The sequence below is a fragment of the Methanoculleus sp. UBA291 genome, from assembly GCF_002499755.1.
GTDB lineage: Archaea > Halobacteriota > Methanomicrobia > Methanomicrobiales > Methanoculleaceae > Methanoculleus > Methanoculleus palmolei.
This window is the reverse complement of sequence record NZ_DANC01000047.1, coordinates 1-15,104: the sequence shown is the minus strand read 5'-3', so window position 1 is coordinate 15,104 and position 15,104 is coordinate 1. Positions and strand designations below refer to the sequence as shown.

Annotated in this window: 14 protein-coding genes and 1 tRNA gene; 10 read left to right on the top strand and 5 right to left on the bottom strand. The window is 62.9% G+C overall.

From position 1 onward, the window contains the following. Nucleotides 1–51: 51 nt before the first annotated feature. Together BP737_RS11600 and BP737_RS11595 are read right to left on the bottom strand one after the other, a co-directional pair. Nucleotides 52–122: transfer RNA gene (locus tag BP737_RS11600), tRNA-Gly, on the bottom strand. 21 nt (nt 123–143) lie between these two features. Further along, a complete protein-coding gene (locus BP737_RS11595) occupies nt 144–2,438 on the bottom strand; it encodes an ATP-binding protein (protein ID WP_292409340.1) in 2,295 nt (764 codons plus the stop codon). Nucleotides 2,439–2,925: 487 nt separating this feature from the next. On the opposite strand from BP737_RS11595, the gene BP737_RS11590 reads away from it, so the two are divergent. The 9 genes from BP737_RS11590 to BP737_RS11555 all read left to right on the top strand — a co-directional run bounded on the left by BP737_RS11590 (nt 2,926) and on the right by BP737_RS11555 (nt 9,494). Further along, nucleotides 2,926–3,384: a 30S ribosomal protein S15 gene (locus BP737_RS11590; protein ID WP_292409342.1), complete on the top strand. Its 459-nt coding sequence runs from the start codon at nt 2,926–2,928 to the stop codon at nt 3,382–3,384. Nucleotides 3,385–3,390: 6 nt separating this feature from the next. Then, a complete protein-coding gene (locus tag BP737_RS11585) occupies nt 3,391–4,608 on the top strand; it encodes a DHHA1 domain-containing protein (protein ID WP_292409344.1) in 1,218 nt (405 codons plus the stop codon). Then, a complete protein-coding gene (locus tag BP737_RS11580; protein WP_292409346.1) occupies nt 4,605–4,850 on the top strand; it encodes a KEOPS complex subunit Pcc1 in 246 nt (81 codons plus the stop codon). Before BP737_RS11585 ends, BP737_RS11580 begins: the two co-directional genes overlap by 4 nt. Before the next feature lie 38 nt (nt 4,851–4,888). After that, nucleotides 4,889–5,482 (top strand): 30S ribosomal protein S3ae, encoded by a 594-nt coding sequence (locus BP737_RS11575; RefSeq protein WP_292409348.1) that lies wholly within the window; start codon nt 4,889–4,891, stop codon nt 5,480–5,482. Nucleotides 5,483–5,597: 115 nt separating this feature from the next. Further along, on the top strand, nt 5,598–6,062 hold the full coding sequence (locus tag BP737_RS11570) for a hypothetical protein (protein ID WP_292409350.1): 465 nt from the start codon (nt 5,598–5,600) through the stop codon (nt 6,060–6,062). Nucleotides 6,063–6,231: 169 nt separating this feature from the next. Then, complete coding sequence (locus tag BP737_RS14810; RefSeq protein ID WP_394339206.1) at nt 6,232–6,468, top strand: hypothetical protein; 237 nt, start codon at nt 6,232–6,234, stop codon at nt 6,466–6,468. Nucleotides 6,469–6,483: 15 nt separating this feature from the next. Beyond that, nucleotides 6,484–7,335 (top strand): polymer-forming cytoskeletal protein, encoded by an 852-nt coding sequence (locus tag BP737_RS11565; RefSeq protein WP_292409351.1) that lies wholly within the window; start codon nt 6,484–6,486, stop codon nt 7,333–7,335. Next, entirely contained in the window at nt 7,332–8,168 is an 837-nt protein-coding gene (locus tag BP737_RS11560) for a hypothetical protein (RefSeq protein ID WP_292409353.1), read from the top strand. The genes BP737_RS11565 and BP737_RS11560 overlap by 4 nt, the downstream gene beginning before the upstream one ends. A gap of 132 nt (nt 8,169–8,300) precedes the next feature. Further along, nucleotides 8,301–9,494 carry an MFS transporter gene (locus BP737_RS11555; protein WP_292409355.1) on the top strand — a complete coding sequence of 398 codons (1,194 nt, stop codon included), beginning with the start codon at nt 8,301–8,303 and terminating at the stop codon, nt 9,492–9,494. Nucleotides 9,495–9,538: 44 nt separating this feature from the next. Here BP737_RS11555 and BP737_RS11550 read toward each other — a convergent pair whose 3' ends face one another. Genes BP737_RS11550 through BP737_RS11540 form a run of 3 tightly spaced genes read right to left on the bottom strand, consistent with a single transcriptional unit; the run spans nt 9,539 to nt 12,853 of the window. After that, nucleotides 9,539–11,548, bottom strand: coding sequence for a DEAD/DEAH box helicase (locus BP737_RS11550; RefSeq protein ID WP_292409357.1), 2,010 nt, complete (start codon nt 11,546–11,548; stop codon nt 9,539–9,541). After that, on the bottom strand, nt 11,545–12,357 hold the full coding sequence (locus BP737_RS11545; RefSeq protein WP_292409359.1) for a MarR family transcriptional regulator: 813 nt from the start codon (nt 12,355–12,357) through the stop codon (nt 11,545–11,547). The genes BP737_RS11550 and BP737_RS11545 overlap by 4 nt, the downstream gene beginning before the upstream one ends. Beyond that, the gene (locus BP737_RS11540; RefSeq protein ID WP_292409361.1) at nt 12,341–12,853 is read right to left on the bottom strand and encodes an ArsR family transcriptional regulator; all 513 of its coding nucleotides are present in this window, start codon (nt 12,851–12,853) and stop codon (nt 12,341–12,343) included. The genes BP737_RS11545 and BP737_RS11540 overlap by 17 nt, the downstream gene beginning before the upstream one ends. A 56-nt stretch (nt 12,854–12,909) precedes the next feature. Here BP737_RS11540 and hypF point away from each other — a divergent pair. Continuing rightward, nucleotides 12,910–15,104 (top strand): carbamoyltransferase HypF (gene hypF / locus BP737_RS11535; RefSeq protein WP_342686203.1); only part of this gene is annotated, 2,195 nt, incomplete at its 3' end.

Below are 15,104 nucleotides of genomic sequence, written 5' to 3'. Positions count from 1 at the left end.
TACACGAGTTATCCCAAGAGAATGAAAGAAGGAGTTGGATAATAATTCCGATGCGATAGCCGGGAATCGAACCCGGGCTAGAGGCTTGGGAAGCCCCTGTCCTACCGCTAGACTACTATCGCACAGGTACCAATATACATTGACTAAGGAGATGATAAATATTCGGCTCGTTTGTCCCCTGCCTCCGAAAGGCGGCGGCGCAGGGTGAACGTAACGGCGGCACCCTTTTCCGGCCGCCCGAAAATCCTGTCGCCTGCCCGGACGCTCCCCCCATACCGCTCCGTAAGCGTCCGGACGATGTAGAGGCCGAGGCCCTTCCCGCCTTTCTTCGTCTCTCCGCGCTGGTAGCGCCCAAAGAGACGCGGCTTCAGGTCATCGGGGATCCCGGGGCCGGTATCGGCCACCGTCACCGAGACCATACCCCCATCCTCCTTAACGCTGACGGTAACCTCGACCTCCGGCCCCCCGAACTTGACGGCGTTGCCAATCAGATTCACAAAGATCTCGGGCAGGAGGTCGTCGGCGAGGACCGTCGCGTCCGCTCCCTCGCAGGTGATGCAGGCATCGGAGTAATAGTTGCGGATCTCCCGGAGTACAGGCCCAAGCTGCACCGGCCGTAGTTCGACGGAACCGGCCTTGATCTTGCGGATCGTGGAGACGTTCCGGATGATGTCGTTGCTCTGGTAGATGGCTGCAAGCGACTTTTTGGCGGCCAGGACACCCGACTCGTCGGCGGCGGACTCAAGGAACATCTGCAGGTAGCCCATGGCTGCGGTGTTTGCGTTGTTGATATCGTGGGTGAGGATATCCACGTAGAGGTTGACCTCCCCCGTTGCTGCATTTGCTTCGTCGAGGTAGCGATTGGCGGACGCGAGCGCCCCCTCCAGGTCCTCCTGGAGCATCCCCATCACGACCGCGCTGCCGAGCTCTTCACCGATAGCAAGAAGGATCCGGCGCTCGCTCTCCGGGACGGTCTCCCGGGTCCTGCTCCCGACCGCAAACCACCCCACCGGGCCGTCATCACCGGGGATGGGCACCGCGACAAGAACCTTGACCAAGGAACCGGGATGCCGCGCCCGGATATCCTCGATACAACGCACATCGCCGGCCAGAACAAGGTCCCGGTAGAAGGGATCGTCCCGCCGCACCACCGCCGGCAGAATCCGGCCCTCCCCCTCCAGGACACGGAGAACCGCCGTATCGCTTCCGGGACGCATCAGATAGACCGCACCGTGATCGAACCCGAGCAAGGCGATAATTTTTGCCAGTGAGGCCTGCAGGAGATCATCCAGCCGGCGGGACGCGGTGGCAGCGGCGATGACCTCATTAACGATGGAGAGACGTCGATTCTCTTCCCGCATCGCCTCCTCCGCCCAACGCCGCTCGGTGATGTTCCGGATGACCAGAATCTGACGTTCCGGGGCGTCCCCGTCTCTCGCGAGGTAGGTGGCCGAGACCTCTGCAGGCCACTCGCTCCCGTCGATCCTGCAGAGCATGCACTCTCCGGGTGCGGGCATCTCCCCGCGCAGGGCCCGTTCCAGGTAAACCCGGGCGGCCTCTCGATACCTCGCGGCGACCAGGTCCAGAGGGTTTCTCCCGATCAGGTCCTCCCGCCCGGCTCCGCCGAAGAGCCCAATTGCCGCCTTGTTCGCCTCGACGACCTGTCTGCCCGGGTCGGTGAGGACGATCCCGACGTCAACGGTGTCGAGGATAACCCGGTACGTCGCCTCCGACCGGCGGAGCCGGTTCTCCATCCGTTTTTGCTCCGTCGTCCCGGTGACCACCGCGCAGCCAGCCTGCCGGCCGGGAAGGAGGTTCGCCGAGAGGATAACCGGGCAGGACGTCCCGTCCCGGCGGACGAGACTGCAATCAAGACCCTCGATCCCCGTCTGCTCAAGGGCTCCGGCGGAGCCGGGATACCCCGGCCAGACCTCGGACACCTCCAGGGGCGGAACGTCGCCGTCGGGATACCCGAGCATCCCGGCGCACCCCCGGTTCATCTCCTTAATCTTCCCGGTCACGGGCGAGAAGATAAAGACCCCCGCACCGGATGTCTCGAAGATCCCGCGGTATCGGCGCTCCCGTGTCTGCAGGCGGCCGGAGAGGTGCGAGACGACGGCGGCGACGACGAGGAACACCCCGGCGCGGAGGAGAGCGGATGCAACCTCAAACCAGCTCCCCGTTGTGAAGAGGAGCACTTCCGCGAGATAGCCGGCGGCAAGCACGCCGGCAAACGCAACGCCCCGGTCAGGATAAAGATAGGCTGCAAGGACTATCGGGATATAAAAGAAATGGGAGACAACGATGGGTAGCCCTGCAAAGAGAGAGTACCCCGTCGTACCGAACGCGAAAAGAGCCGAGGTAGCGATGATCCAGGAGAGAAGGTGCTCCCGGGCGAACGTACTCCCGGGCAGGTGGTCCGGCCGGCCCGCATCCATACATTAACAATCGCATTGAACCGCAATAAACCCCCATTGATCTGCTTTAGCCCGGAATCGTCCCAAAAACCCTTTGCCGGGGAGGGTGCCCGGTCGAAAGTCCGCGGGGTTTTCATGCTCCTTTCGGCCTCATCTGAGGGTGTGGAACGGATCAGGAACACCGTCAGTACAATCCCGAAAATGTTTTGAGTCCGCATTCCAGTTCAGTGACTTTCCCAAAAAAAACAGAGGTTCACGACGCGGCAACTCCAACCAGGGTGTATCAGGGGGCTCGCATGAGTTTTGGGACTCACGCACGGGAATCGGAGCCTTCACCCGATACCCTTAAGATACCGCCCGGAGAACATGATACAGCACCATATGTGCTGGCTATGGTAAGTCCGACGTGCTCCCGGAAGCACTGCCCGCAAGGGCTCGGGATTACAGAAATTAGTCAGTTAACGGCTCTTTTCTGGACTTACATAGTATATCTAACGGAGGTGTATAAATGGCAAGAATGTACGCTCGGCGTCGTGGAACCAGTAGTTCCGTCCGACCCTATCGGAAGGAAGCACCCGAGTGGTCCAATACGGACGTAACGGAGATCGAGAAGATCATCGTCGATCTCCGCAAAGACGGCATGTCAGCCAGCCAGATTGGCCTTGCATTGCGGGACCGGTACGCCGTCCCTGACGTCAAGCTCGCCACAGGCAAGCGTATAAACGAGATCCTCCACGAAAAGGGTCTTGAATCCGAGATCCCCGAAGACCTTCGGAACCTGATGCAGAAAGCGCTCAGGCTGAGGAAGCATCTCGCGGAGAACAGGAAGGACGTGCACAACACCCGGCAACTTCAGATCGCCGAATCCAAGGTACGCAGACTGGTCAAGTACTACGTCGGGTCCGGAAGGCTGCCGGAAGGCTGGACCTACAAACCGGAGACGGCAGAGATCCTGCTTTCCCGCTGATAACCCATGTCGCTTGAAGCTGCTGCTGCCGGCCTCGCCGACCACCTGCGCGAACAGGAGTTTGTGGAGGTGCTCGCACACCACGATGCGGATGGAATAGCCGCCGCATCCATCCTCTGCCACGCCATGTTCCGCGAGGGCGGGCGGTTCAGACTGAGGGTCCGCTCGGGCATCACCACGGCCGACATCCCGCGCGACAGCAGCGTGCTTCTCTGCGACTTAGGGTCAGCGCTCACGGACCTTCCCGGCGACGTGATGGTGGTGGACCACCACCTGCCCCACTTCGAGGGCGACTACCACGTCAACCCGCGTCTCGAAGGGATCGACGGCGACCGGAACCTCTCGGCGGCCGGCACGGCCTACATCGTCGCACAGCGCATGGGCGACAACCGCGACCTCGCGGGACTTGCGCTCCTCGGGATCATCGGCGACGGCCAGGAGATCGAGGGACCGAACCGGGATATCACAAGCGAAGGAATTGCAAACGGGTTCATAGCACCCCGCCGCGGCCTCCGCCTCCCGGGAAGGGGCCTCGTCGAGCAACTCGCGCTCGCCGTCAACCCGTACCTCGCCGGATTCTCGGGCGTTCCCGAAACGGCCAGGGCGCTGGTCGCACAGGTCACCGACGAGGACGACGTCGACTATGAGTCTCTCCTCTCCCGGGTTGTCCTTGCGGCCGCCCCGAACGCGTCGCTTCAAGCGCTCTGCGGGATCTGGGGCACCACCTACAGCCTCGGGCGGGAGGTGATCGACGAGGCCGTGAACCTCACCGCCGTCGTCGACGCCTGCGGCAAGTCAGGCCACGGGGATATCGGTGCATCGCTCTGTCTCCGCTCGACCCACGCGCTGGGGGAAGCCTGGGAGATCGCCGCCCGTCACCGGCAGGCGGTCATCGTCGGCATTCAGGGGGCGCGCCGTCTCGACGAGCACCGCGCCCTCTTCGAGGTGGACGATGGAACGGTGACGGGCGATGTCGCGGATGCGCTCGCAAACGACCTTGTCCAGACCGGCCCGGTCTTCGTCATCGGCAAGAACGCTGATCACTGCGTCGTATCGGCGCGCTGCCCTCCGGGCATCGACCTCGATCTCGAGCCGCTGATGGGGAGGATCGCGGAGGCCTGCGGCGGCCAGGGCGGCGGGCACCACCGACGAGCCGGCGCCCGGATCGGCGCCGACCAGGTGGACCGGTTCCGGCAGGAACTCCAGAAGGAGGTGCCGGCATGACCGGGATCGAGGGCGTCATCAAGACGCCGCACAGCCACCCCGAATGCGTGGCGGCAGCGCTCGAACCCGATAACCTCACCCTGATCCGGGCGTATCCGGTAAAGGGGGGGGTGCGGGCCGAGATCGACGGGACCAGACTCCGGTCGATCATCGCCTCGGTGGACGACTACCTCATGAATCTGGCGATAGCGGAGGACGTATGCACCTCCGCTTCCCGGAAGCAACGGAAAGGTTCGGAGTGAATTCTGGCTAAACAGAGAGAATAAAGAGAAGTGATACCATGGCAAAGAAGAAACAGGTTGGAAGAAGGCTGGAAGGCTGGAAGGCCAAGAAGTGGTACCGTGTCTACGTACCCGATGCCTTCGGCAAAGTTGAGATTGGCGACACCATCTCGGCCGACCCCGAAAACATGGTCGGCCGGATCATGACCGCAACGCTCGGCGAAGTCGTGCAGGACTACTCCAAGTCCCATATCAAGATGAGGTTTAAGATCAACAACGTGGCCGGCGACGCCGCATACACCGAGTTCGTCGGGCACGAGGTGACCCGGGACTACCTCCGGTCGATGGTCAAACGGCGGGCATCCCGCATCGACACCATCCACCCGATCATCAGCAAGGACGGCAAGCTCCTGCGGGTGACGGTCGTCTGCCTCACCCTCTCGAGGGCCGAGCAGAGCCAGGTCCACGCCGTGCGGCAGGCGATCTCACAGGCCCTCTCCGCCCGGGCGGCGGAGAGCGACTTTGAGACCCTGGTTAAGGATATCGTCTCCGGCGACATGGCCCGGGACGTCTTCAAGGTCGTCAAGACCATCTACCCGATCCGCCGGGTCGAGATCACCAAATCCAAACTGGAGCAGGTCGCGGCCGTATAAGGCCGACCGCTCCCCAATTTTTATCATTTTCCACTCTTTCCTTCGTGCCGGAGATCCGGCACGAAGGGTATATGCTCTATGACCGGCTATACACCGGGCGTAGAGGGGAGAGGTGATGTCGGCAAAAGAGCCGGACACGGGTGCACAGCGAGTAAAATCGGCCGTACTCGATCCGGGGCCCCCGGAAGACCGGCAGGCGATGACCCGGGGGATCATCAGGAGGCTGCTCGTCCAGTTTCACCGGGAGTGGACGGACCTCGAAGAAAAAGAGAATAACGCGACCTGGGTCCCCGCTGCAAACGCCCTGCTCGACCGGTATTCGCACCAGCTCTACGACATCATATGCGATGTCGGGGCAATCGTTGATGAAGACTTTGCCGTGGAGATCCGGTGCCTTTCGGCAGATATGATCAAAACGACCAACATTCTCATCATGGTCGGGCGCGGGGAGGAGTGCCGCAGGCGGGGCGACGCCATCGCGAAGGAGGTGCTCCACCACGCCGACCGATGCCCGGCACCTGTGCAGAAAGAAAAGAGGGCTCCGGAAACCCGGACCCTCCCTGCCCGCCGGGAAGAGTAATCAGACTCGCAATCTCACCTCTTCTTGATGATTGCTCGCAAGGCGTTATTTCTGGTACCGGACGGAGGGGATCTCCGACCGTCCCTGTGAAGCGCTGAACGGACTGACCCCCCGGCGCCGCAAAGACCCCGGTCCCCGACCGGATCGCCGCGGAGGGGGGTGCGGGATCATGGACTCCGTTGCTTCGGGGATACACCCGGGTTCCGATGCCTCCCACCTTGCCCTGCTCAGTCGAAAGATCACAGCGCCAACCAGGTGGCCGGTCGTCATCAGGGGCCCCGGAGTCAGGACGGACCGGTTCGACGAAGTTTCGTGCGTGGAGGGTGATCCACAGCGTATCCGCGGCGGCGATCTCATGCCGATCGTCCCGGATCTAATTAATAAGAGTCATAAGTATGGCGCATGAAGATATACCGTATAAATGGAACCGACAGGAGACCACGACTGGATAAAGGCCTGCACCCTCCCGGACCATACCGAGCTCCAGGAGAGGACACTCATGACCGGAGAGGACATCGTCATCGGCGACCGGTGCCGGATCGATTACGGCCTCTCGGGTAAAGACGTCGTGGTCAGTGAATTCAGCAAGATCAATGGAAACATCGTTGCAGCCGGCGATGCCCGGATAGACAACTGGTGTGAGATCGGCGGCGATGTTGTCGTGGAGGAGGACGCCTACCTCGGCGAGGGGGTGAAGATCCAGGGCAAACTGGTCGTCAAAGGCGACCTCGACATCGGTGACAACGTCCAGATCGAGCGCGGATTCGAGGCAAAGGGCTGGATCTCCATCCGTAACCCGATGCCGGTCATCATCTACATCATGATGTACCTGGTGGCCGTCCTCGGGATCGAGAAGGAAGAGGAACTGGACTCCGTCCTCCAGAAACTCTTCGGCGATGAGAAGGGAGCTCCCACCGAGACGCCGCTGATGATCCCGACCGGCGCCGTCCTCAATATGCAGACCTTTGCGGTCCCGGAGAAGATGGCCATCGGGTCTGGGTGCCGGCTGCACGGGAACATCCGTGCCGGGTCGATCACGGTCCGGGAGGAGACGACGATCTTCGGGAGCCTTCATGTGAAGGAAGGTGCAAGCATCGCGAGAGGGTCGGTCATCCACGGCGACGTGCAGGGTGGCGGCGACGTGACGATCGAGCAGGATGTACACATCCTCGGGAACGTCTCCTGCCAGCGCCTCACCCTGCACGAGGACGCCCGCGTGGACGGGGTCATCCGGGCACCGGGGGGCTTAAAAATCGAGAGGCGATCTGCATGAAGGTCGCAGATATCCTTGAGGTCGACGGGTGCCGGCTGGTTGAACCGTCGTTTGCAGAATTGACGATTGACTCCCATACGGCGCTGCTCTTCGAGACCGGGGCGGACGAAGCCCGCCTTCTGGTCGACGAGGAGGAGAAACCGCTTGCGCTTGCCCTCCACGACGACGAGGGCTGGCTGGCCGCCTCGTTCCTCTTTCGGGACCCGACGCTCGCCGCCATCGAATGTTTCGAGATGGTCGGCGGCGAGATCTACCAGGAAAGCCGGGAAGCGTGGCTCTCGGCGATCCGCGAATATTACAGCAGGGAACTCTCGGCAACCGTCGCTCCCGCCCTCGAAGACCTGCGCCCCGACCGGGAAGGAAAGATCCGGGAACTCGTGACCGGGGTCTGGGGCGACCGTGCGGGGACCCTCTGTCTCGACTGCTGCTGTGGGTCGGGCGTCGGCACCGCAGCCCTCCGGGCGGGCGGAGTGCGGGCGCTTGCCTACGACAACGACCCGGAGCTTCTTGCGCTCGGTCTCGCGAAGGGCCGCCTTGTGCCGGAAGACACTATGTGCATCGACGCGCGGGAGGCGCCCCGTTACATCGCGCCGGCACCCCTCGGCGTCCTGTTCATGGCCGGGGAGATCTACTCCTACAACGCGGGCCTCTGGGAGGAAATAATCACCGGGCTCCTTACCCTCACCGATGAAACCCTGATCACCGTCGGCACACGGGCCGAGGCGGCGCGGGTAGAAGAGTGGTGCGCAGGAGAGGGCCGGGACGTCGAGGTCTTCGAAAACGCGCGCGACCCGCTCTACGACCGATGGTGCTGCGTCGCGCGGCGGACGTGATCCCAACCGACGACCGAGTTAACTATAGATAATATAGATAAGATATACTACCAACCGTTTCTCCCGCAACTGCGTAACGCCTGCCATAGACCAATCGTGCGGCCATGGACTCCCAACCCGGTGTAATCCCGAATGAATACCGCCAGACGAGTATATAACGTCTTATTCATCTCCGTCTTTGCCACCATGCTCGGGCTCGGTGTCGTCAGCCCGCTCCTCCCCATCTACGCGGAGAACCTCGGAGCGACCGGCATCTGGCTCGGCATCATCTTCTCGGCTTTCGCGCTCTCCCGGTCGGTCTTCATGCCCATCTTCGGGCGGCTATCGGACCGGCGGGGGAGGAAGCGGATCATCCTCATCGGCATGTTTGCCTATGCCGTCCTCTCGCTCACCTACCTCGTCGCGGGCAGCGCCTACTCCCTCACGGCCGTTCGCTTCGCCCACGGAATTGCATCGGCGATGGTCGTCCCGATTGCCATGGCCTACATCGCGGATTTCTCAGAAGCAGGCAGGGAAGGAAGCCAGATGGGGAACTTCTCCATCTCGATGTTCCTCGGCCTGGGGGCGGGACCGCTGCTTGGGGGATTCCTGAACGACGCGTTCGGTATGAACTCGGTCTTCTACGTCATGGCCGGTCTCTCGGCGTTCGCCACGCTCCTCGTCGCCATCTCCCTCCCGGAGGCCAGAACATCTCCGGCCGCACTCCCGAGCGTGGAACCCGCCCCGATGCGGGAGCTTCTCAGGCTGCCGGTCATGCGAGGAGTCCTGGTCTTCACCCTCATCAGCGCCCTCGGCCGTGGGGGTATCATGGTCTTCATCCCGGTCTTCGCCCCGTTCATCGCAATCAGCCCGTTCGAAGTGGGGATCGTCCTCTCCGTAAACACCTTCCTGATGGCGTTCCTCCAGGTGCCGGTAGGGAGGCTCACCGATACCGGGAACAAGGTCGCTCTGATCGTCGCGGGGTCGACCATAGCGTCGGTAGCACTCGCCGCAATCCCCTTCTGCAGGTCGCTTGGACCCCTGCTCGTGGTCACCGCCATCATGGGCGTCGGGGGTGCCGTCCAGCAGCCTTCCATCATGGCCCTGACGGTCGATGCAGGCCGGACCATCGGGATGGGGACCTCGATGGGCGCCTACAACACGGTCTTCGGGATCGGCATGATCGTCGCACCGCTGATAGGAGGCGTTTTCATGGACTACATCGGGATCGACGCCGTCTTTTACGTGGCCGGGGCGATAAGCCTCCTCGCAACGGCGGTTTTTGCCGTGATGATGCAGGGGTACGCCCGCAAAGGCGCCAGGGGAGAGGCACCCGGATCACGATAGGCCGCCGCACCCCGTCAACTTGAGAAAAAGACTTTTTTGCACCGTTACGGCGCTTCTTCCCCGGCACACTCGAGTTCCGCGATGACCTCGGCCGCGTCGTCCATCCGCCGGACCAGGTCCTTGATCTCGATCAGGCGTTCGGCGCCGATGAAGTGCTCGGCCATCACCCGGGCCATATCGGAGAGTTCGATGCGGCCGGCCCGCCGTCGGACCAGGCCGTAGTCGAGAAGGGTGGGGAGTGCGGGCTCCAGGGTCCCGACCATCGAACGGTTCATGCGGATGACCTGCTGTTCGTCGCCGCCCGAGACCACGGCGTTCGCGACGAACTCCTCCGTGCTCTGCTCCATGTCGTACTCGGGAGCGACCTCCTCCATATCGCCCCGCAGGAGGCCGACGGCAACCTCTTCTTCGGTCTTCCCGGACGTCCGGGAATACGACCCGCCGGGTTCCGCGAGGATGACCACCCGGCCGAGGTCGTGGAAGTCCGGCCGGCCGGCCCGGCCCATCATCTGGTAAAACTCCTGGACGGTAAGCCACTTGATGCCCATGGCAAGAGCGTCGAAGATCACCTGGGATGCCGGGAAATCGACGCCGGCGGCAAGCGCCGCCGTAGTCACGACGGCGGCGATCTCGCCGTTCGCGAATCGGCGCTCCACGTCCCGGCGCTCCTGGGCGGTCAGCCCCGCATGGTATGGGGCAGCCTTCTTCCCGAGAGCATCGGCAATGACGTGACAGCGGGCCCGGGAGTTGGTGAAGATGATCGTCTGACCCCGATAGCCCTTCGACGACCGCACCTTGTACTCCTCGGCGACCATCTGTTTGATGAACCCGATCTTCTTTGACCGCTCCAAGAAGTAGAGATACCGCTCGAGCGGGACGGGGCGGGCCGCGTAGCGAACCAGGTTCGCCTGGAGTTTCTCCGCAAGCAGCCCGGGGAACCCGATTGTGGCCGAGAGGTAGAGGAACTGCGCCTCGGGGGCGACGTGTTTGAGCCGGGCGATCAGCCCGTCGAGACGGTGGCCCCGCTCGGGGTCCTCAAGCATCTGGACCTCGTCGATGACGACGGTCCCGATGTCCTTCAACGACCTTCCTGTCCGGAGAGCGTGATCGATCCCCTCGTAGGTTCCCACCACGACGGGAGCGTTGACGTCCCGGTCCCCTGCCGGGCGGGTCTCGGGGAGGTTGAGGCGGCTCACCCCAACCTGGAGAGTGACTCGGACAAGGTGACCGTAACGGTCGCGGAACCGCTGGTATTTCTGGTTCGCAAGCGCGACCAGCGGGACCAGAAAGAGCATTCGCCCCCGCCCTTCGAGGAAGTTCTTCATCCCGGCCATCTCCCCGATGAAGGTCTTGCCGCTCGCGGTGGCGGATACGACGAGGAGGTGCTGCCCTTCGAGGAGCCCGTTCTGGACGGCGAGCTGCTGGACGGGCATGAGGTAGTCGACACCGGCGGCCTGCGTGAACGCAGGAGGGAGCGCCAGATCGGTGATATGAGCCGTCTTCTGGACCTCGTGCGCTTCGAGCCGGTCAAAGAGGGCCCGCGACCGGTCGGGACGGTCGGGTCCCACCGACGCGAGAACCCGGTCGAGGTCGCGGACCTGGACGAGGAGTTTTTCAAGGTGCATGAGCACCGAGCCGCCGAACCTGCCGATATAGCCGAGTTCCCGGCGCATCTCACGCTTTGCGCAGTCCATGCAGATCCACTCCCCGCCGTATCGGACGCCGGTCGCCGGATCGACGGGTACAAAACGGTCTTCGAGCTGGCAGAACCGGCAGATGTTGATCCGCGACGAGGGGATCTGAAGGTCGGCAAGGAAGGATTCGAATTCCGGGCTCTTCGCCGCGAGGTGCACCGAAGACCGGCGCAGCAACGTGATCAGGTCCCGGGTCGGGATGGGCTTGAGTTGTTTGCCCCGCCTGCGCATCTTGAAGTTCTTGGGCCGACGGCCTTTCGGGGTTTCGGTCAGGTCGACGAACCCGGAACTATCGACGCGGCCGCCTTCGACAAACAGCAGTTTGTACGTGCCTTTCTGGGGCTGGACGATAACCTTCATGGTGCGATCAGGTCATGGATCGTGTAGGCGAGCCCCACGGTCTCCAGTCGCTTGAGAAAATCGGTAAATTCCTCATCGACGATGAGGATGGCGCATTCCTGCCCGTGGAACGCCGCCTCGATGACGCCCTCCCGGGAGCCGAAGAACATATCCGGCTCGATACCGGCTTTTTTGAGGGCGACGTAGGACTCGAGCCCGACGGCGGCCACCATTTCTACGCCCTGGACCACGTCTCTGAGCAGGTCCGTCCGGACCTGCCGGGACCCGCCGCGCTCTACCCGCGGCACCTTACAGACATGAATGAGCCCTTCCTCGTGCTCGATGATGCCGTTTAACTGGGCGACGCCGAGGTCCTCGCCGGGCTCTGCGTCCATGGTCGCCCTGCCGGTAGCGCTCTGCTCCACATCTTTCGTCGCGTAAAGCCACCCGTCCTGCATGAAGACGCCGACCGTATCCCCCTTCCGGATCTCTTCCCGGGCGACAGCCGTCCAGACCGCGACCTGCTGGATGACGTCCCGATTGACGTGGCGGGCATAGGCCTCAAGCGCCTCGGCGTGCCGCAGGGTCCACTCGATCCCGCTCTTCGTCACCTCATACCGGCCCCGGCCGTGAGCGGCGACCAGCCCTTCGTCCACCAGCTCCCGGATGTACTCGGAGACGGCCTGCGGGGTCACGCCGAGTTTCTCGGCGATCTCCTGCTGGCGGACAGCCGGCTGATGTTCGGCGATCTCCACCAGGATCTGGAACCGGGTGGCCTCCCGCTTGCTGCGCAGGATGATGTACAGGGGATCGTCAGTGTAGTCGGTCAAGCAGCACCATTCCCTGTCCTTTCACATCGAGACCGGGAATCCTCTTCGCCAACCCCTTGATGAAGGTCGGACTGACCCCGTATTTCCGGGAGATATCGCCGATCGAAGTGGTTCCGGCCGCAATCTCCTGCTCGACCGAATCCACAATTGCCCTGAGGCCCTCGTCGTTTGAGACGGCTATATGCAACAGGTCTCCGATATCGCCCATGGAACACTGAAAACTTGCCCTGAATTTGCTGTATGTCGCCCGGTATTCCTTCGTCGGCTTCTCCCCGGGCTTGGGCATCCGCCACTGCTCTTCGACCAAGTTGCCCTTGCGGAGGATGGAAAGACACTCGGTCACCATCGAGGGATCCGAATACGCCCTAAGCTCCTCCTCCGTCAGCCAGGCCTTATTTAAGAGCTCGTAGATCCGTTTATAATCGGCATTATTGAACGTTATAAGAAGAGGAACCAGTTCCACTGGATCGTTAAGAATTTTAATATGTCCCGTCACTGCGATACCCTATTATTATATTGTTGTGTAACTCCATAAATTTTTGCTGAATATTAATGCGTACACAGGGAACCATCATCATCCGGGGCATCGTTCAGGGGGTCGGGTTTCGTCCCTTTGTCTATGCAACGGCCAGGAAATTCGGGATTACCGGATCGGTTAAAAACCTCGGGAGCGAGGTCGAAATCCATGCATTCGGAAACCGTTTCGAAGAATTTCTCGAGGTTGTTTCCCGAGGAACGCCGTTATCTCAGATAGATTCTATAGATGTCCAGGATATGCGCGGCAGTCCGCCCGAAACGTTTACCATCCTTGAGAGCGGTTCGGGATGCCTCTCCGGCTTCATCCCCCCCGACATCGCCACCTGTGACGACTGCATCGCCGATATCTTCACACCCGGCGGGCGATACGAAGGCTACTGGGCCACGTCCTGCGTCAACTGCGGCCCCCGATACAGCATCATCAACGCCCTCCCCTACGACCGGGAGCGTACGACCATGCAGCCGTTTCCCATGTGTACCGCCTGTGAGCGTGAATACACCCACCCGGCGTGCCGGCGCCACCACGCCCAGACGATCGCCTGTGCAGCCTGCGGGCCGCACCTCACGCTTCTTCGGGCCGACGGAACGCCGCTTCGAGCGGCGGACCCCATCAGGGAAACTGCATCCCTCCTCGATGCGGGCTCGATCGTCGCCATCCGGGGGATAGGCGGATTTCATATCGCCTGCACCGAGGAGGCGGCAGGCGCCCTGAAACGTCGTCTGGGCCGGACGGAGCAGCCTCTTGCGGTGATGGCGACCCCGGAGGAGGTGGAGCGGATCGCGGTTGTATCGGACGAAGAACGGGGAATTCTCCGTTCCCGGGAGCGGCCGATAGTGGTGCTCGCAAAGCGGGACCCCGCGTCGCACCCGGGGATCTCCAACCTCCATACCGTCGGGTGCATGCTCCCCTATACCGGGCTGCACCACCTCCTCTTTGCAAACCTCGCCCACCCGCTCCTCATCATGACGAGTGCGAACCTGCCGGGCTACCCGATGATCACCGATCTCGCGACCGCTCTCGAACGGCTTTCGGAACAGGTGGACTACATCCTCACGCACGACCGCCGGATCGTCAACCGGTGCGACGACTCCGTTGTTCGGGACGGCTGCATCATCCGTCTCTCGCGGGGCCTCGCCCCGAAACGGACGGCAATCGATCTCGGCAATGAGTGCATCCTCGGTGTCGGCCCGGAACTGAACGCAAACATCTCCATCTACCAGAACGGGTTCTGCATCACGTCCCCGCACGTCGGAAACGTCAGGAACCCGCAGACCCTCGCCTACCTGCAGGAGACGATCGAAAGGATAGGGGGGCTCATCGGCGCCCGATACGACCGGATCGTCCACGACCTTCACCCGCAGTTCCTCTCGACTCGCTACGCGAGGAAGATCGCCGGAGAGACCGGGGCGGAACTCCTCGCCGTCCAGCACCACCGGGCGCACATCGCCGCAGCGACCCGGGAGGAATGCGTCGGAATCGCCATCGACGGCGTGGGATACGGCGACGACGGAACGGTCTGGGGCGGTGAGGTCTTTGCCGGGAAGGTCCCCCGCCTCGACCGGGTCGCCCACCTCGAGGTCGTCCCGATGCCGGGCGGCGACCTTGCCACCCGGTTCCCGGAGCGGATGCTCTACGGCATCCTGCCGACGTCGGGGGTCCGGGACCTTCTCGCATCGCGGGGCTGGAGCGAGATCGAACTATCGGCCCTTACCCGGCAGGTGGAGCGGGGGCTGAACGTCGCCGCGACCTCAAGCACGGGCCGGGTCCTCGATGCCGTTGCGGCCCTCCTCGGGATCTGCCGGGAACGGACCTACGACGGGGAACCGGCGATGAAACTCGAGGCGGCGGCGTCCGCCGGAAAGCCGTCGGCCTGGGACCTCGACTTCCTGCACGGCAGCGACGGCTGCGAGGTCCTCTCGACCCGTTCGCTCATAGCGGAGGCATACCGGCGGTACGCCGCCGGGGAACGGACCGAAAGCATCGCCGCGTCCTTCCAGTACAACCTCGCCCGGGGCGTCGCCGCGATGGCTGTCCGGGCGGCGGAGGAGCGGGGGACCCCCCGGGTGGCGCTCTCGGGCGGCGTGGCCTACAACCGGGCGATCCGGGAGACGATCCGGGACGAGGTCCGGGCTGCCGGGCTGGAGTTCATCATCAACCGTGACTATCCCCTCGGAGACGGGTGCATCAGCTTCGGGCAGGCGGTCTACGG

Coding starts and splice junctions, on each gene's coding strand:
- BP737_RS11595 (WP_292409340.1), bottom strand. CDS start 2,438: ATGGATGCGGGCCGGCCGGACCACCTGCCCGGGAGTACGTTCGCCCGG.
- BP737_RS11590 (WP_292409342.1), top strand. CDS start 2,926: ATGGCAAGAATGTACGCTCGGCGTCGTGGAACCAGTAGTTCCGTCCGA.
- BP737_RS11585 (WP_292409344.1), top strand. CDS start 3,391: ATGTCGCTTGAAGCTGCTGCTGCCGGCCTCGCCGACCACCTGCGCGAA.
- BP737_RS11580 (WP_292409346.1), top strand. CDS start 4,605: ATGACCGGGATCGAGGGCGTCATCAAGACGCCGCACAGCCACCCCGAA.
- BP737_RS11575 (WP_292409348.1), top strand. CDS start 4,889: ATGGCAAAGAAGAAACAGGTTGGAAGAAGGCTGGAAGGCTGGAAGGCC.
- BP737_RS11570 (WP_292409350.1), top strand. CDS start 5,598: ATGTCGGCAAAAGAGCCGGACACGGGTGCACAGCGAGTAAAATCGGCC.
- BP737_RS14810 (WP_394339206.1), top strand. CDS start 6,232: ATGGACTCCGTTGCTTCGGGGATACACCCGGGTTCCGATGCCTCCCAC.
- BP737_RS11565 (WP_292409351.1), top strand. CDS start 6,484: ATGGAACCGACAGGAGACCACGACTGGATAAAGGCCTGCACCCTCCCG.
- BP737_RS11560 (WP_292409353.1), top strand. CDS start 7,332: ATGAAGGTCGCAGATATCCTTGAGGTCGACGGGTGCCGGCTGGTTGAA.
- BP737_RS11555 (WP_292409355.1), top strand. CDS start 8,301: ATGAATACCGCCAGACGAGTATATAACGTCTTATTCATCTCCGTCTTT.
- BP737_RS11550 (WP_292409357.1), bottom strand. CDS start 11,548: ATGAAGGTTATCGTCCAGCCCCAGAAAGGCACGTACAAACTGCTGTTT.